Here is a 15,617-nt window from a genome sequence, read left to right as displayed (position 1 = left end):
GCTGTAGCTGGCTAAAAGGGTGTTTTGTGGAGCTATTAGCCGGATTATCTGATGTATGAACGCCATGGCACGGTCTGTCGAAGACGCCATCCGCATTGGAACGGCCGGTCACGATAGGAGAAGTCCACCGGGCTCCTTCACGGGCCGTTCGGTGCTGCTCAAGCCCCGTCTCCTGGCCGGCACCGCCTACCGGCCGCCGGCCTGACGGCGGGGCCGGCCGCGGCCGGCCCAGATGCCGGGCGAAGAACCGGGCGTAGGCTCCCGGACCCACGCCGACGATCCGGGTGAAGTGCCGGGTGAGGTGGGGCTGGTCGTGGAAGCCGCATGGGCGTGCATCGGATAGACGTGGTCGACGAAACGCGCGTGGAAGACCTCGCTGACCCCGGCGATCGCGGGCCGCCATGCGGTGACCTCCTGGCGGGCGACCACGCAAAAATCGTACAAGACCCCGGTCGCGGGCCGGGGACAGAATCTCCCGCATGGAAACCGACGAGATGCCCGTCCGCTTCGACACGAAGATCGCGGTGCTGCTCCGCGAGGACATGCCGGCCTGGCAGCGGCTCAACGTCACCGCCTTTCTGGTGAGCGGGTTCGGCACCGAGGCCCCCGAGGTCGTGGGGGAGCCGTACCAGGACGCCGACGGTACCGGCTACCTGCGGATGTTCCGGCAGCCGGTGATGGTGTTCGAGGGGACGAAGGAGCTGCTGACCGCGGCGCACTCCCGCGCGCTCGGCCGGGGCGTCCATTTGTCGATCTTCACCGCGGACCTGTTCGCCACCGGCGACGACCGGAGCAACCGGGCCGCCGTCCGCGCGGTGGGCCGTGACCGCCTGGACCTGGTCGGACTGGCCGTCCACGGCCCGCGCAACGCGGTGGACAAGATCCTCAAAGGGGCGTGGAAGCACCCCTGAGCGGCATCCTTCAGCGGGACAGCGCCGTCCCGGCCCGGTCGGCCACGGCGGGTGCGGTCGCCATGGTGTGCCGTACGGCGGACGGGTACAGCCGCCGCAGGACCGCCCAGCGAAGGGCGCCGGCCCGCGAGTGGGCCCGCACCGTGGTGGTGAGGCGGACCCGGGAGTCGACGACGCGGACGCCGATCCGCAAGGACAGGTGCCGGAGGTCCAGGCCCAGGACCAGCTCGTCCTCGGCGGTGGCGAGCACCGGGAAGCCGGTCGCCGGATCCGGGGCCGGTCCGGCCAGGGCGTCGTGGAGCCGCCTGAGCCGGGTCGTCCCGCCGAGGAGCACGCGGGCCCAGGCCGCCGGGTCGACGCTGTCGGAGGGGAGCAGCGGGGTCGCGTAGGAGTCGCCGGCGGCGGTGGGCTCCAGCGCCGAGGAGAGGAGGGGACCGGGATCGATCCGGCGCCGGGTGACGTGGCGGCGGCGCAGGCGCGGGGCGAGCCACCGCGCCCATCGCGTGGTGGGTTTGCCGCGGTTGGCGGTGCCGGTCACGGTGCGCTCGATGTGGTCGAGCATGTCCTGGACCGCCCCTTCGTGGATGGGGCGGATCAGCAGCGGCCAGCTGATCCGGCCCCAGAGGGTGGGCCGGGCTTTGATCGTGTGCCGGAGGACGGTCCGCGGGGCGCCGCTTTCGGGGTCCGCCGATTCGACGACCTCGAACCAGTGGTGTCCGACCAGCCCGACGCCGGGTTCGAACCGGAACCGGATGAATCTGCAGGGAGTGTGCTCGACCACGGTGTAGCGGACGGGGCCGTGCCCGCCGCGTGACCCGACCTGGAGTCCGTTGTTCAGGGCGATCGGCTGCACCAGGTCCGAATGCCAGATCTCATCCCGTACCGTGCCCAAGGTCTCCAGCATGTCGCCCAGCTGTTGTGGGGGTACGGGAATGGCCCGCTCATGTACGTTGACGATCACGACGTAACCTCCCCGGTATCCATACGCACCCGTATGGTCGGTCGCATACGGTACCGTATGGACATGTCGGCCGTACGGGCAACCAGCAAACGCCTCTCCACCGGGGACTGGACCGAGTCCGCCTACCAGGCGTTCATGGAAGGGGGCCTCGACGCGGTGGCGGTCGAACCCGTCGCCAAACGGCTCGGCACCACCAAGGGCAGTTTCTACTGGCACTTCAAGGACCGCGGTGAACTGGTTCAGGCGGTCCTGGACCGCTGGCTCCGGGGCACCGAGGAGATCATCGACCGGCTGGAGGGGATCGACGATCCGCGGCACCGGCTTCAGGAGCTGTTCGGCATCGTGCATCACCTGAGCTCCTGGGCGCGGGCCGAGATCGACCTCCTGGGGAAGGTGGGCGACCCCCGGGTCTCCCGCGCCGTTCGCGAGGCGGGCCATCGGCGCCTCGGATTCATGGCCGCCTGCCTCCGCGAGATCGGCCTGGCCGAGGAGGAGGCCACCGACGGCGCGCTGCAGGCGTACGCGCTCTGGGTCGGCCTGCTTCAGCTCACCGCGGCCGTCCCCGACCTGCTTCCGCCCGCCGCGGACGCCCGGCGGTTCGGCGAGGCGACCGGCGCGCTGTTCACCCGCCTGTTCCCCGCGGAGCCCGGCGGCGAGGATCGCGGACGGCGGCCGACCGGCGATCGCCGGGAACTCCCCGACGCCGGACACACCGAGGTTCGTCTCGCCGCGGGCTCCGGCTCGTCCTGACGCCCGGCCCGGCTCGCCCCGAGCCGAGTCTGGCAAGGCCTGCCGCGGCTCGCCGTGGCCGTCCCGACCTGCTCCCTTCAGCCGCCGACACCCGGCGATTCGGTACCACCACAAGTACCCTGCGCGGCCACCTCATTCGTACTCCGCTCTCGGGAGAGCGCGGACCCTGGCGCAGTGGAGTCGACCTGTTAGGGTGTTTTGGCACGGCCGCCGGCCATATCGGCCGGCCGGGCCGCCGCCTGGACTGTCTCAGGTGGCTCGACGGCCAACCCGTGCCACACCCCTGTCGTCTACCGAGAGTACGGGCGGGTCCGGCCTTATCCGCGATTTCCGGGTTCTTTGTTTCAGGCGTGTGCGAGACGCGCGAACATCGCGAGGGGAGCGCCCGGATTTCCGAACGCTCCCCGACAAGCCGGTGTGGGCAAATTATTGCCAGTAAACCGATTCGACGTTGGCGCGATAGGTGACGTTCAACTGCCCGCCGGAGTTTGGTGGGATTCCTGCGCAACTACCGGTGTAATTGACGCCGGTGCAGATGACGGCGGTTCTGACGCTGTCGTAATTCCAGGCCCAGCGGGCAGTGTTTCCGACGGTGAGTCCCCGGTTTACGCCCGGTGAAAGGTACTGGTTGTTGTTTAGATTAGCGTCGTTGGTGGAGAAGTCGGACAGGCTCTGGTTGCCGACGGACTGAGCGGCAAAGCAGATCTCACCGCCACTGCAGATACCATCCTGGTTCGCCATGATGGAGGAAGAGCTCTTCACCAAAGCTGAGCCGGAAGCCTGGCTTGGCGTGGTCGCCATCACCGCTGCGGACCCGATGGTGAGTACGACGGCTCCAAGGATGCGCCAGCCAGGTTTGCGGCCTGCGGGGGTTGACATTCTTGCTTCCCTCCGATGCTCTCATCCATTTCCGAGCAACATTATGGGTGGGTCGGATGAGGGTGGCCAGGGTTCGTGTCGATTGTGCCCCGCTCGTGGCGTGTCAAATTTCTACAGTTTTGACTTCTGGTCTGCTGAATATCTATTGGGAGGCCAAGATTGGAATATGTAGGCGGGACTTAATCCATCCTAGAGGCCGCTAGTGGATAATATGGTGTGTCGGATAATGGGGAATTCATGGCACGTGCTGTGGCGATCACCGATCACTCCGTACGGTCGGAGTGTTCCGGCGAACGCCCGTACGAGATGTTCCGCCAGGTCGGTGACGGGCAGTTCGGCGGTGGCCCGTGGGGTCGCCGGCACGACCAAGGCGTCGATCACCCAGAGGTTTTCGCCGCGGTACACCTTCCCACTCGCCCGATGAGGCTCGGCGGTTCGGCACCGCGACGAGCACTCTCTTCGCCCACTTCCTCCGCACACCGTTCCCGGGCGACCCGCGCCCCGGCGCGGGATCACACGGCGGAGCCGGGGCGGACGATCATGAGTACCACGACGATCGCCCAGAGCAGGTTGTAGATTCCGGCGAGCATGGAGAGAGTGCGCAGTCGCCGCCCGTCGTCGGGTTCGCCAAGCGCTTCGCGCTGCTTCGGGTAGATCTGGGTGGCAAGAAGTCCGCCCGCGACGGCGGTGAGGACCATCGAGACGGTGATCCAGATCTCGCCCATGCGTCCTTGGGCCGTGGCGAGGACGATGCCGGCGGCGGGGACGACCAGCCCGAAGAGGCTGTATCCCCGGGTGATGCGATGCAGGGCGACCGCGGTCGCCCGGTTGCGCTCTCCCGGGTCCGGCGACGACGTGCCCGCGGGGGAGCCGGCGGCGACCGGTGCGTAGCGGGGAAACAGGCTCGTCGCGACGGCCGAGCCGCCGACGAACACAATGCTTGCGAGCACGTGCAGCGACAGCAGGACGTGTTCCATGGCGGACCCTTCTCCAGAACCTTCAGGCTGCCTGAAGCATAATCAATACTTCAGGCGCCTTGAAGGTTGGGGCGAATTCGCCAAGGGGTCAGGGTGTCTGCTCGCCGGCGAACGCGCTGCGGACGGTCCGGCCGACCTCCCGCAGGACGGGGTCGGCGTCCGGTCCGAACAGGCGATCGTCGACCTCGGCCACCGCCTTCCTGGCCTCGTTCAGGAGACGGGCGCCCTGGGGGGTGACCTCGATCGCCGAGGCGGCCCCGGCCCGGGCGGTGTGGTCGCGCACCAGCCCGGCGACGACGAGGGCCTTCACCGCGCCGTGCACGCTTTGGACCGTGGTCCCCGACATCCGCGCCAGGTCGCTGAACGACACTCCGGGCACGCCCGCGATGTGACCCAGCAGGCCGAGCCTGCCGACCGTGAGGTCCAACGGCGCGAGGGCGCCGTTGAGCTCGGTCTCGACCCGTCGTGCCAAGGTGAGCACCACGATGGAGGCGCTTGTCACGGGCGGGGTGGGGCGGCCGTCGTCGATGCTCACCCCCCTAGTCTCTCCCACGGCGTCGGCCGGGACTTCCGCGGCGCGCATGGTCGCAGGGTTCCGGCGAACGCCCGTACCCGATACTCCGCCGGGACGACGGCGAGGAGCCGTGCACCCGCCACCTCGACACGGCGAACGTGCCCGGTCGGCCAGGGCGGCGATGAGCCCGCCGAAGTACCGTGATAGGCACGCCGGGCCGTACCCGCGCGATCCTGATCCTGCGGTCGGCGGCCGTTCAGCTCGCACTCAGCCGCGCTGCGCACGATGGCGTTCCGGGGTCGCTCACGAAGGGGGCAGGGGTGGTCGAGATCCGACGGACGCCGGAGGCGCGACTGCTCGTGGTGGAGGACGAGCCGGACATCCTCGAACTGCTGTCGGCCAGCCTCCGCTTCACCGGCTTCGAGGTCGTCGGTCTGCCGAGGGGGGTGGGCGCGGTGGAGGCGGTGCTGCGGCACCGGCCGGACCTGATCGTCCTGGACGTCATGCTGCCTGACATGGATGGGTTCGAGGTGATCCGGCGGCTGCGTTCGGGTGGCGACCGGACCCCGGTGCTCTTCCTCACCGCCCGCCACTCGGTCGACGACCGGATCAAAGGCCTGACGCTCGGCGGCGACGACTACGTCAGCAAGCCGTTCAGCCTCGACGAGGTGGTGGCCAGGATCAGGGCCGTACTGCGGCGCTCCCACGACGGGTCCGTCGAGCCGCCGCCACGGCTCAGCTTCGCCGACATCGAGCTGGACGAGGTGAGCCACCAGACCTGGCGCGGCGGTCAGCCGATCCAGCTCTCGCCGACCGAGTTCAAACTTCTGCGCTACTTCATGCTCAACGTCGGGCGCGTGCTGTCCAAGCCGCAGATCCTGGACCACGTCTGGGCGTACGACTTCCGCGGCGACGACGGCATCGTGGAGAAGTACGTCTCCGCGCTCCGCCGCAAGGTCGACCACCGCGACCCGCGGCTGATCCACACCCTGCGCGGGGTCGGCTACGTGCTCAGGCCGCCGCGGTGAAGCGGGCGTCGCTGCGGGTCAGGCTCACCGTGACCGTGGTGCTCCTGGTCACGGTCGCCGCGGCGGCGATCGGCGTGGTGAGCGTGGTCGTGCTCCGGGACCGGCTGCTCCAGCGGGTGGACGACCAGATCGGCCGGACCGCCGAGACGCTGCGGCGGGACATGGAGGACGACCGGCCCACACCGGACGGCAGGTTGCGGGTGTACGTGCCGAGCGACGTCCAGGTGCTCCGGCTCGCCGCCGACGGCACCGTCACCGCGCGTTCCCGCGACGTCGACCCCCGGATGGAGTCCGCCCTGCCCTCGCCGGTGCCGCAAGGCCGGTTCACCGCCGGCGGGTGGCGCGTGCTGGCCGGGGACGGGCTGGTGGTCGCCATGCCGCTGACCGACGTGACGGAGACCGTCCGGCAGATGGCCTGGCTGGACGCGCTGATGGCCCTGGCCGTGATCGTCGTCGTGGCGGCCGCGGGCGTGGTCGTGGTCCGCGGCAGCCTTCGCCCGCTCCGGGAGATCGAGGAGACCGCCGAGCTCATCGCGGCCGGCGACCTGTCCCGGCGGGTACGGCAGGCGGAGGAGTCGGCGCCCGGTACCGAGGTCGGGCGGCTCGCCCGGGCGCTCAACGGCATGCTGGGGCAGATCGAGACGGCCTTCCTGGCGCGGGAGGCCTCCGAGGAGCGGATGCGGCGGTTCGTCTCCGACGCCGGGCACGAGCTGCGCACCCCGCTCACCGCCATCCGCGGATTCGCCGACCTGTACCGGCATCGGTACGGCGAGCACGAGCTGGTCGCCAGGATCGCCGGGGCCGCGGGCCGGATGGGGCTGCTCGTCGAAGACCTGCTGCTGCTCGCGAGCCTGGATCAGAGCCGCCCGCTCCGCCGTGACCGGGTCGATCTGCTGGCGGTGACGGCGGAGGTGGTACGGGAGACCGGCCTCCTGGCCCGCGACCGCGCCTTCGACCTCGTGGTGGCGGGGGCGAACGCGCCGCAGGTGATCGGAGACGAGTCCCGGCTGCGCCAGGTGGTCGCCAACCTGGTCGGCAACGCCGTACGCCACACCCCGCCCGGCACGGCCGTCACGGTACGGCTGACGGAGGGACGGCTGCCCGAGGGCGGCCCGGCGGTGCTGCTGGAGGTCGCCGACCGGGGACCGGGGCTCCACGCCGAGCAGGCGGAGCGGGTGTTCGAGCGGTTCTACCGCGCAGACAGGGCCCGCTCCCGCGACGAGGGCGGCACCGGTCTGGGGCTGGCCATCGTGGCCGCGTTGGCCCAGGCCCACGGGGGTGTCGCCGAGGTGGACAGTGTGCCGGGCCATGGTGCCGTGTTCCGCGTCCGCCTTCCCGCCGCCGACTGACCGATCGGCCCCTGCCAGCCGTACACCCTCCAAAGCAAGACCGGACGCCCGGGAACATTCTGCGGGTTTTCCGCCAGGAGCGCCGTCGCGGTCAGGTTCGGCCGGGAGATTGGCCGCACATCCGACACGGAGGTGATCGACGATGGGACCACGGAGGTCCACGATCCACGGCGGTGCCGTTCTGGCGGTGGCGCTCCTGCTCGCGGGCTGCGCGTCGCAGGCCGTACCGGCCGGGAACGCCGCGCGGGCGAGCGCGAGCGGCGGCACCGAGGAGAGCCTGGCCGACTGGATGACCTGCATGCGGGAGAACGGCGTGCCGGTCGAGGACCCGCGGGAGAGCGGCAGGTACAACGCCGCCGAGACGGGGGTCGGCGCGGACGTGCTGGAGAAGGCGCAGGAGGCGTGCCGCCGGTATGTGCAGTCCGCGGCGGGGGACCGGCCGGGCGCCGGGGACCCCGGGGTGCTGGACGCATACCTCGCCTACGCCGCCTGCATGCGCGAGAACGGCGTCGACCTGCCCGACCCGGCCCCCGACGCCGCCGGGGAGATCGTGCTGAAGCCGGGGGCCGCGACCGACTCGCCGCAGTACGTCAAGGCGGAGAAGGCGTGCGAGGGGAAGAAGCCGGGTGGGGGGAGCGGGCCCCGGTGAGACGGCGGACGTTGATCGCGTCGGGTTTGGGGGTGGCCGTGCTCGGCGGAGTCGCCGCGGCCGCGGTCCTCGGCACCGAGGGCGGCGGTGTCGCGGGGGAGGCCGCCGCAGCGACGCCCGCCACCGTCGCCGTCGAGCGCGGCGACCTCGTCGACACGGTGACCGTCGGCGGCACCCTCGGCCACGGCACGCACCGCCCGGTGGTCAACGCGGCCGCCGGCACGCTCACCGCGCTGCCCGCCGCGGGCGCGGTCGTCCGGCGCGGCGCGCACCTGTACGAGGTCGACCGGGAGCCGGTCGTGCTGATGTACGCGCCGAAACCCATGCACCGCACGCTCCGGTACGGCGTCCCCGGCGGCGCCGACGTACGGCACCTGGAGGCCAATCTGCGGGCGCTCGGCCACAAGGTCGACGTGGACGAGCGCTTCGACCCGGCCACCGTGGCCGCCGTGCGCGCTTGGCAGAAGGACGCCGGCCTACCGGTGACCGGCGAGGTCACCCGCGCCCAGGTGGTGTTCCTCCCCGGGGAGGTCCGGGTACGGGAGCCGGTTGCGGCGGTGGGGGCGGCGGCCCGGCCCGGGCAGACCGTGCTGACCGTCACCGGGACCCGGCCGGTCGTCACCGTCGCCCTGGACGCGGGACGACAGAACCTGGTCGGCAAGGGCGCCCCGGTCAAGGTCGAGCTCCCCGGCGAGGTCGTCGTGGCGGGGAAGATCGCCAAGGTCGGCACCGTGGCCAAGACCGACGAGGACGGCGGAGCCACCGTGGACGTGGAGGTCACCATGGACGATTTGAGCACGACACGCGGCCTGGACCAGGCCCCCGTCAGCGTGGAGCTCCGCGGCCGGACCCGCCGCGACGTGCTGTCCGTACCGATCGAGGCGCTGCTCGCGCTCCGCGCGGGCGGTTACGGCCTGGAGGTGGTCGAAGGCGTCGCCGTACGGACGATCCCGGTGACCGTGGGCGTGTTCGCCTCCGGGCGGGTCGAGGTGTCCGGCACCGGGCTCCGCGAAGGTGTGCTCGTGGGGGTGCCCGCGCCGTGACCACCCCCATCGTCTGCCTGGAGAACGTGGTGAAGACCTACCCGGGCGGGGTCTGCGCGCTGCGCGGCGTGAACCTGGAGATCCACCGAGGCGAGCTGCTGGCCGTCGTCGGTCCGTCCGGCTCGGGCAAGTCCACGCTGCTGCACATGATGGGCGCGCTGGACCGGCCGACCTCCGGCCGGGTCCTGCTGGCGGGCCACGACGTGGCCGCGCTCCCCGACCGGAGACTGTCCGGGCTGCGCGCCTCGCTGATCGGCTTCGTGTTCCAGCGGTTCCACCTCGCGGCCGGCGTGCCGGCGCTGGACAACGTCGCAGACGGCATGCTGTACGCCGGGGTGCCGCTGCGGGAACGACGCGAACGGGCGGCCGCCGCGCTGGAACGGGTCGGGCTCGGCGGACGCGTCACGCACCGGCCGCACGAGCTGTCCGGCGGCGAACAGCAGCGGGTCGCGGTGGCCCGGGCCGTCGCGCGTCGCCCGCTGGTCCTGTACGCCGACGAGCCGACCGGCAACCTGGACAGCGTGGCCGGCGCCGAGGTGCTCGACGTCCTGCGCGACCTGCACGCCGACGGCACCACGATTGTGATCATCACCCACGAGCAGGAGGTGGCCGCGGCCGCGGGCCGCCAGGTACGGGTGCACGACGGGCACATCGTCGCGGACGTGCCCGGAGGCGGGCCATGACGGATCCCGCCGCTTTCCCCGTGTCGCGGCTGAGGCCGTCCGATCTGCTCCGCGTCGGGGCGGCGAATCTCCGGGTGCGCAGGCTCAGGGTCCTGCTCGCCTCGCTCGGCATCGCGATCGGCATCGCCACGGTCCTCGCCGTCGTCGGTGTCTCCTCCTCCGGCCAGGCCGACCTGCTGCGTCGGCTGGACGAACTGGGCACCAACCTGCTCACCGTCAAGGCCGGGCAGACCCTGCTGGGCAAGGACGCCAAGCTGCCCGCCGAATCGGTGGCCATGGTCGGCAGGATCTCCTCCGTGTACGCCGTCGCCGCCACCGGTGACCTCACCATGGGTGTCTACCGGACCGACCGCATCCCCGCCGACCAGACCCGCGGAATCTCGGTACGGGCCGCGGGCCTGACCCTGCTGACCACCGTCCAAGGCGAGGTGGCGGCCGGTCGGTGGTTCACCGCCGCCACCGAGCGCCATCCCACGGTCGTCCTGGGCGATCTGGCGGCCGCCCGGCTGGGCGTCCGCGCGCCCGGCGGCACGGTCTGGCTAGGTGGGCGCCGGTTCACCGTCCTCGGCGTCCTGAAGCCGGTACCGCTCGCCCCGGGCATCGACCGGGCCGCGCTGGTCGGCTGGACCGCGGCGCGTGACCTGCTCGGATTCGACGGCCACCCGACCACCCTGTACGAGCGGTCGACGCCCGAGGAGGTCGAGGCGGTCCGCGCGGTGCTGCCGCGCACGGTCAACCCGGAGCACCCGGAGGAGGTGACGGTCAGTCGGCCCTCGGACGCGCTGGCCGCCCGGGCCGCCGCGTCGGGCGCGTTCACCGGCCTGCTGCTCGGTCTCGGCGCGGTCGCCCTGCTGGTCGGCGGGGTCGGCGTGGCCAACACCATGGTCGTCTCGGTGCTGGAGCGGCGCGGGGAGATCGGGCTGCGCCGGGCGCTCGGCGCGACCCGCGGCCACATCCGGCTGCAGTTCCTCACCGAGTCGCTGCTGCTGTCCGGGCTCGGCGGGCTGGCCGGTCTGGTGCTCGGCGCCGCGGTGACGTCCGGATACGCGCTGGCAGGCGGCTTTCCCACCGTGCTGCCGTTCTGGGCGGTGGGCGGCGGCCTGGCCGCGACGCTGGTGATCGGCTCACTCGCCGGGCTCTACCCGGCCGTACGCGCGGCCCGTCTCTCCCCGACGGTGGCCCTCGGCGCGACCTGAAACCGTTCCGGCCTTCGACCGGATGGCCGCCTTCTGGGGTGGCGATGTCCTGGCCAAGGCGCGCAGGAGGCGCGGGCCCGCAATCGGTTAGCGACCGTCGGAGCCGAACCAGGCGACATCGGTGAGGTTCCCCAAGGACTCGGGCAGAGCGGTCAACCCGTTGCCTTCCAGGTCGAGCAGTTCGAGGGTGGTGAGGTTTCCCAGCGAGTCGGGTAGGACGGTCAACCGGTTGCGGCGCAAGTCGAGCGATTTGAGGGTGGTGAGGTTTCCCAGCCATTCGGGTAGGTCGGTCAACTGGTTGCTGCTCAGTCCGAGCCAGGTGAGTGTGGTCAGGTTCCCAGGCGAGTCGGGTAGAGCGGTTAGCTTGTTGTCATACAGGTAGAACCAGGTGAGTGCGGTGAGGTTTCCCAGAGAGTCGGGTAGGGCGGTCAACTGGTTGCCGCTTAGTCCGAGCCAGGTGAGTGCGGTGAGGTTCCCCAGCCACTCGGGGAGAGCGGTCAACCGGTTGCCCCTCAGGTCGAGCCAATCCAGGGTGGTGAGGTTCCCCAGCCATTCGGGTAGAGCGGTCAACCGGTTGGCGGACAGGTCGAGCGATTTGATGGTGGTGAGCCGGGCGAGTGACTCGGGTACCGTGCTCAGCTGGAGACCGGACAGGTCGAGGTCGGCCGATCCGTTCTCCAGGCACTCGGTGATCCGTGTGACGGCGATCGCCTGGTCCGCCTCGGAGTTCGTCATGGTCTGCCTTCCCCTTGTCGCCCGCGAGCCTGGGCCCGCCCCTGCGCCGTACCGGTCTTCGTCGTCTCCTCGGCCGCTCGGGCACGAGGGTCGGCGACGACGCTAGAGACCGGCACTGGAGAACGACTTGCACGTCGTGGGACGGCCCGGCCGCAGACGGCCGTCATCGACCTGTCGGCCGTCGTCGGCGGTACGCCCGGAGCCGACGAGCAGCGAGACGCAGTACCGACGTCGGCGGGTGGCACGCCCACCCGTTCTCATCCCCGGAAGCGGGCGATGGGATGAACGGGGCCGGCTGACCGACGCCGGTGAATCGGATGGACGACTGCGTGGCGGCTGATACGGGGTGGATACATGTGGTGCCCAGGATGGCCGGAGTACGCCTGACGGCGTGCCTCGTGTGCCGTAGGGCACGCGGGCAAGACCACCGAAGGGTGCGACGATGCTCAGCACTCGTCATCTCTCACGTGCCGCGCTGACGCTGGCCGCGACCGTGTGCCTGACCGGCCTGCCGGCTGAGGCCGGTACGGCGGGCGCGGCGACGGAGTCGCTGGACTGGAAGAGATGCGCCACGACAGCCAAGGACTGGCCCGTCGAGAACGACCCCGGGACCGAATGCGCGATGCTGACGGTCCCGATGGACTACGCGAACCCGCGAGGCCGGACGATCAAGATCGCGGTGAGCCGGCTCAAGGCCACCGACCCCGGCAAGCGCCGCGGTGTGTTGGTGATCAGCCCTGGCGGTCCCGGCATCTCCAACATCACCGCCCCTGCGTCGTATGCCGAGGGCGGCCTCGGCACGCTGGCCGGCGACCACGACCTGATCGGGTTCGACCCCAGAGGCGTGGGCTACAGCGACAAGATCAAATGCCAGGAGGGTTCCCCCGGGGAGCCGTCACCCGGCGCGTCCGCCAAGGCCAGGGCGAAGGCCGTCTTCGACGCGATGGCCGCCTCCAACAAGCGGTGCACCGCGATGGATCCCGGCTTCGTCCGGCAGTTGACCACCACGAACATCGCCCGTGACGTCGATGCGATCCGCGCGGCGCTCGGCGCACCGAAGATCGGTTTCTACGGGGTGTCGTACGGCACCGCGGTGGGCTTGACCTACCGGTCGATGTTCGACGACCGGGTGGACCGAATGTGGGTGGACTCGGTGATGCCACCCGTCATGGACCTCGCCGCCATGGACGCCGACGCCGACGCGGTCGGCGAGAAACTCTTCGAGGGGTTCCTCACCTGGCTGGCCGGGCGCGACCACGAGTACCACTTCGGGACGACCGCCGCCGCGGTCCGCACGACGATCTTCGCCCTGCGTGACCGGCTCGACCGCAAGCCGCTGGCGGTCGGCAAGGAGACCCGGCTGGACGGCGGCTGGGTCAGAGGGCTGCTCGGTATGGACGCCGGCGGCTGGGCCGCCTCCGCCAGGGATCTGGCCACCGTCCGGGAGGGCGGCATTCCACGGTCGGCGCGGCCGGACCCGGCCGCCGCGCAGGTGTTCGGCTTCGACGACACGCCCTTGGGCATGAACACCACCCAGTACAACGCGATCTTCTGCAACGAGGGGACCGGCGGGCGCGACTTCGAACAGGTGTGGGCCGATGCGCAGGATCGCCGGCAACGCTTCCCGGGCACCGGCGGCAGAATCGAGTTCACCGGCTGGTGCGCGGGATGGCCGTGGCCCGCACGCCCGTGGCAGCCGGTCAAGGGGAGCAGCCCGCTGCAACTGTCCGGCCACGTCGGCGAATCCACCACACCGTACAGCTGGGCCGTGGACGCCGGGAACGCCGTCGGCGGAACCCTGCTGACGATCCAGGACGCCGCGCACGGCTCGCTGCGCCGGCTGCCCTGCGCCGCGAAGGCGATCGACTTCTTCCGTACCGGACGCACCAGCGGGGGCACCTGCCCCGGCGTGCAGTGACCCAGCCCCCTCCCATGAACGGACTTCAGATGCGCGGATTTCGGCGAATCGGCGCGGTGCTCGCCGCCGCCCTCCTCGGCCTGTCGCCGATGACGCACCCGGCGCAGGCCGCGACCGTGGACCTGGCCGGCAGCGTCGACGTCAACGGCTGCTCGGGAGCGCTGGTACGGTTGCCGGCCTCCACACCTGACGACCCGGCCCTCGTCCTGACGAACGGACACTGCTACGAGGGCGCGTGGCCGGTCCCCGACGAGGTTCTGGTGGACCAGCCCTCCCACCGCCTGTTCGAGCTGCTCGGCGCCGACGGCAAACCCGTGGCCGCCCTGCACGCCGCCAGAGCGCTCTATGTGACCATGACCGGCACCGACATCGCGTTGTACCGGCTCGGCACGACCTACCGGCAACTGGAGCGGGACCACCGCATCCGGCCGCTCACGATCTCGGCGCAGCGCCCCGAGCCGGGGAAGAAGATCCGGGTGGTATCCGGCAGCCTGAAGAAGGTCTACTCGTGCGCCGTCGACTGGCTCACGTACCGCGTCCTGGAGACGGGCTACATGACCAAGGACGTCCTGCGCTACACGTCGGCCTGCAAGACCGGCCCCGGCACCTCGGGCTCCCCGGTCCTCGACGCGGTGAGCGGCGAGGTCGTCGGGATCAACAGCACCAGCAACCGCGACGGCGGCAGGTGCACACTGGACAACCCGTGTGAGATGAGCCGCGACGGCGTCGTCACCGCCCGCAAGGCCGCCGGCTACGGCACCCAGACGTACTGGCTCACCACGTGCGTCGCGGCCGGAAACAAGATCGACCTGAACCGGCCCGGCTGCCTGCTGCCCAGACCCGGCCCACCGTCCACCGAGTGATTCGAGCCGTGACCGGCGAGGCGGGAAAGCAACAGAGCGCCACGTCTCCGGTCCGCTGTCACCTGGAGATCAGCCGGTAGCCGTCCCGGTGTAGCTCGTGGAGGGCCGCGAGGCTCTCCAACGCTTCGGGCGGGACGCTCAGCTCGTTGCCGCTCAGGTCGAGGAAGGTGAGGGCGGTGAGGTCACTCAGCCACTCGGGAAGGGTGGTCAGCCGGTTACCGCTCAGGCTGAGTGTGGTGAGGGCGGTGAGGTTGCCGAACGTGTCGGGTAGCGCGGTCAGCCGGTTGTTTTCCAGTGCGAGCTTTTCGAGGGCGGTGAGGTTGCCCAGCGACTCAGGTAGAGCGGTCAGTTCGTTGAAACCCAGGTGGAACCAGGTCAGGGCGGTGAGGTTGCCCAGTGACTCGGGAAGGGCGGTCAGCCGGTTGCCCAACAGGCTGAGCATGGTGAGGGCGGTGAGGTTGCCCAAGGTCTCGGGAAGGGCGGTCAGTTTGTTGCCGGCCAGGTTGAGGCTTTTGAGGGCGGTGAGCTTGCCCACTGATTCGGGTAGATCGGTCAGCCTGCTGTCGCACAGATGGAGATCGGTCAGGTGAGTGAGGTTGCCCAGCCACTCGGGCAGGGCGGTCAGCTCGGTCTCTTCCAGGTCTAGCTCGGTGAGGGCGGTGAGGTTGCCCAGTGAGTCGGGCAGGGCGGTCAGTTCGTTACCGAACAGGTCGAGCCCGGTCAGGTGAGTGAGGTTGCCCAGTGACTCGGGCAGGACCGTCAGCTTGTTGCCGCTCAGGTTGAGTGCGGTCAGGTGAGTGAGGGCGGTGAGCGATTCGGGAATCGTCTCCAGGCGGAGACGGGACAGGTCGAGTGTGGCCGATCCGTCTCGCAGGCACTTGCCGATCCGTTCGGCGGCGACCGCCTGGCCGTCTTCGGACCTGACCATGTCCTCTCCTCGTCGTTGCCGGTGTTTCCGGGCTCGGTCTGTCGCGCCGGATGCGGGGGCTGGTGACGAGGCTAGGGGCCGGTACTGGGAAACGGCTTGTAGATCACTCCAGCACATTGAGGATCATCAAGAGCTTCCACCGTAGATCAAGCTTTTACACAGCGATCATCGTAGGTCGGGCGAAGGAGCCACCAGGGCATAAGTAAAGGCCCGATGAGTTGGGGATTTACTCC

Annotated in this window: 17 protein-coding genes; 10 read left to right on the top strand and 7 right to left on the bottom strand. The window is 70.5% G+C overall.

The window, feature by feature from the left end; all coding sequences use genetic code 11:
* Positions 1-186 precede the first annotated feature (186 nt).
* Positions 187-429 carry a hypothetical protein gene (locus RUR_RS03115; protein ID WP_283133306.1) on the bottom strand — a complete coding sequence of 81 codons (243 nt, stop codon included), beginning with the start codon at positions 427-429 and terminating at the stop codon, positions 187-189.
* 50 nt (positions 430-479) lie between these two features.
* On the opposite strand from RUR_RS03115, the gene RUR_RS03110 reads away from it, so the two are divergent.
* Positions 480-911 carry a DUF2000 domain-containing protein gene (locus tag RUR_RS03110; RefSeq protein WP_283133305.1) on the top strand — a complete coding sequence of 144 codons (432 nt, stop codon included), beginning with the start codon at positions 480-482 and terminating at the stop codon, positions 909-911.
* A gap of 10 nt (positions 912-921) precedes the next feature.
* Here the strand turns inward: RUR_RS03110 and RUR_RS03105 are convergent, their stop codons facing one another.
* Positions 922-1,872, bottom strand: coding sequence for a DUF2867 domain-containing protein (locus RUR_RS03105; RefSeq protein WP_283133304.1), 951 nt, complete (start codon positions 1,870-1,872; stop codon positions 922-924).
* 63 nt (positions 1,873-1,935) lie between these two features.
* On the opposite strand from RUR_RS03105, the gene RUR_RS03100 reads away from it, so the two are divergent.
* Positions 1,936-2,622 carry a TetR/AcrR family transcriptional regulator gene (locus tag RUR_RS03100; protein WP_283133303.1) on the top strand — a complete coding sequence of 229 codons (687 nt, stop codon included), beginning with the start codon at positions 1,936-1,938 and terminating at the stop codon, positions 2,620-2,622.
* Between the two features lie 426 nt (positions 2,623-3,048).
* On the opposite strand, the gene RUR_RS03095 is transcribed toward RUR_RS03100, so the two are convergent.
* From RUR_RS03095 to RUR_RS03085, 3 genes are all read right to left on the bottom strand, one after another.
* Positions 3,049-3,501: a hypothetical protein gene (locus RUR_RS03095; RefSeq protein ID WP_283133302.1), complete on the bottom strand. Its 453-nt coding sequence runs from the start codon at positions 3,499-3,501 to the stop codon at positions 3,049-3,051.
* Positions 3,502-4,013: 512 nt separating this feature from the next.
* A complete protein-coding gene (locus RUR_RS03090; protein ID WP_283133301.1) occupies positions 4,014-4,478 on the bottom strand; it encodes a hypothetical protein in 465 nt (154 codons plus the stop codon).
* An 88-nt stretch (positions 4,479-4,566) separates the two neighbouring features.
* Positions 4,567-5,061: a MarR family winged helix-turn-helix transcriptional regulator gene (locus RUR_RS03085; protein WP_428846922.1), complete on the bottom strand. Its 495-nt coding sequence runs from the start codon at positions 5,059-5,061 to the stop codon at positions 4,567-4,569.
* Between the two features lie 260 nt (positions 5,062-5,321).
* Between RUR_RS03085 and RUR_RS03080 the strand changes: the two genes are divergently transcribed.
* From RUR_RS03080 to RUR_RS03055, 6 genes are all read left to right on the top strand, one after another.
* Positions 5,322-6,020 carry a response regulator transcription factor gene (locus RUR_RS03080; RefSeq protein ID WP_283133995.1) on the top strand — a complete coding sequence of 233 codons (699 nt, stop codon included), beginning with the start codon at positions 5,322-5,324 and terminating at the stop codon, positions 6,018-6,020.
* Positions 6,017-7,369: a sensor histidine kinase gene (locus RUR_RS03075; RefSeq protein ID WP_283133300.1), complete on the top strand. Its 1,353-nt coding sequence runs from the start codon at positions 6,017-6,019 to the stop codon at positions 7,367-7,369. Before RUR_RS03080 ends, RUR_RS03075 begins: the two co-directional genes overlap by 4 nt.
* 142 nt (positions 7,370-7,511) lie before the next feature.
* Positions 7,512-8,018: a hypothetical protein gene (locus RUR_RS03070; protein WP_283133299.1), complete on the top strand. Its 507-nt coding sequence runs from the start codon at positions 7,512-7,514 to the stop codon at positions 8,016-8,018.
* A complete protein-coding gene (locus RUR_RS03065; RefSeq protein ID WP_283133298.1) occupies positions 8,015-9,061 on the top strand; it encodes a peptidoglycan-binding protein in 1,047 nt (348 codons plus the stop codon). Before RUR_RS03070 ends, RUR_RS03065 begins: the two co-directional genes overlap by 4 nt.
* On the top strand, positions 9,058-9,744 hold the full coding sequence (locus tag RUR_RS03060) for an ABC transporter ATP-binding protein (RefSeq protein ID WP_283133297.1): 687 nt from the start codon (positions 9,058-9,060) through the stop codon (positions 9,742-9,744). Before RUR_RS03065 ends, RUR_RS03060 begins: the two co-directional genes overlap by 4 nt.
* Positions 9,741-10,940, top strand: coding sequence for an ABC transporter permease (locus RUR_RS03055; RefSeq protein WP_283133296.1), 1,200 nt, complete (start codon positions 9,741-9,743; stop codon positions 10,938-10,940). Before RUR_RS03060 ends, RUR_RS03055 begins: the two co-directional genes overlap by 4 nt.
* A gap of 87 nt (positions 10,941-11,027) precedes the next feature.
* Here RUR_RS03055 and RUR_RS03050 read toward each other — a convergent pair whose 3' ends face one another.
* Entirely contained in the window at positions 11,028-11,675 is a 648-nt protein-coding gene (locus RUR_RS03050) for a leucine-rich repeat domain-containing protein (protein WP_283133295.1), read from the bottom strand.
* A 442-nt stretch (positions 11,676-12,117) separates the two neighbouring features.
* On the opposite strand from RUR_RS03050, the gene RUR_RS03045 reads away from it, so the two are divergent.
* Together RUR_RS03045 and RUR_RS03040 are read left to right on the top strand one after the other, a co-directional pair.
* Positions 12,118-13,593, top strand: a complete 1,476-nt coding sequence (locus RUR_RS03045) for an alpha/beta fold hydrolase (RefSeq protein ID WP_283133294.1) — start codon at positions 12,118-12,120, stop codon at positions 13,591-13,593.
* 29 nt (positions 13,594-13,622) lie between these two features.
* Complete coding sequence (locus RUR_RS03040; protein ID WP_283133293.1) at positions 13,623-14,456, top strand: trypsin-like serine peptidase; 834 nt, start codon at positions 13,623-13,625, stop codon at positions 14,454-14,456.
* 58 nt (positions 14,457-14,514) lie between these two features.
* Here the strand turns inward: RUR_RS03040 and RUR_RS03035 are convergent, their stop codons facing one another.
* Positions 14,515-15,384, bottom strand: coding sequence for a leucine-rich repeat domain-containing protein (locus RUR_RS03035; protein ID WP_283133292.1), 870 nt, complete (start codon positions 15,382-15,384; stop codon positions 14,515-14,517).
* Positions 15,385-15,617 lie beyond the last annotated feature (233 nt).

The organism is Rhizohabitans arisaemae (assembly GCF_025996515.1).
GTDB lineage: Bacteria > Actinomycetota > Actinomycetes > Streptosporangiales > Streptosporangiaceae > Rhizohabitans > Rhizohabitans arisaemae.
The sequence above is the reverse complement of the archived record's forward strand: the minus strand, read 5'-3'. Positions and strand labels throughout refer to the sequence as shown.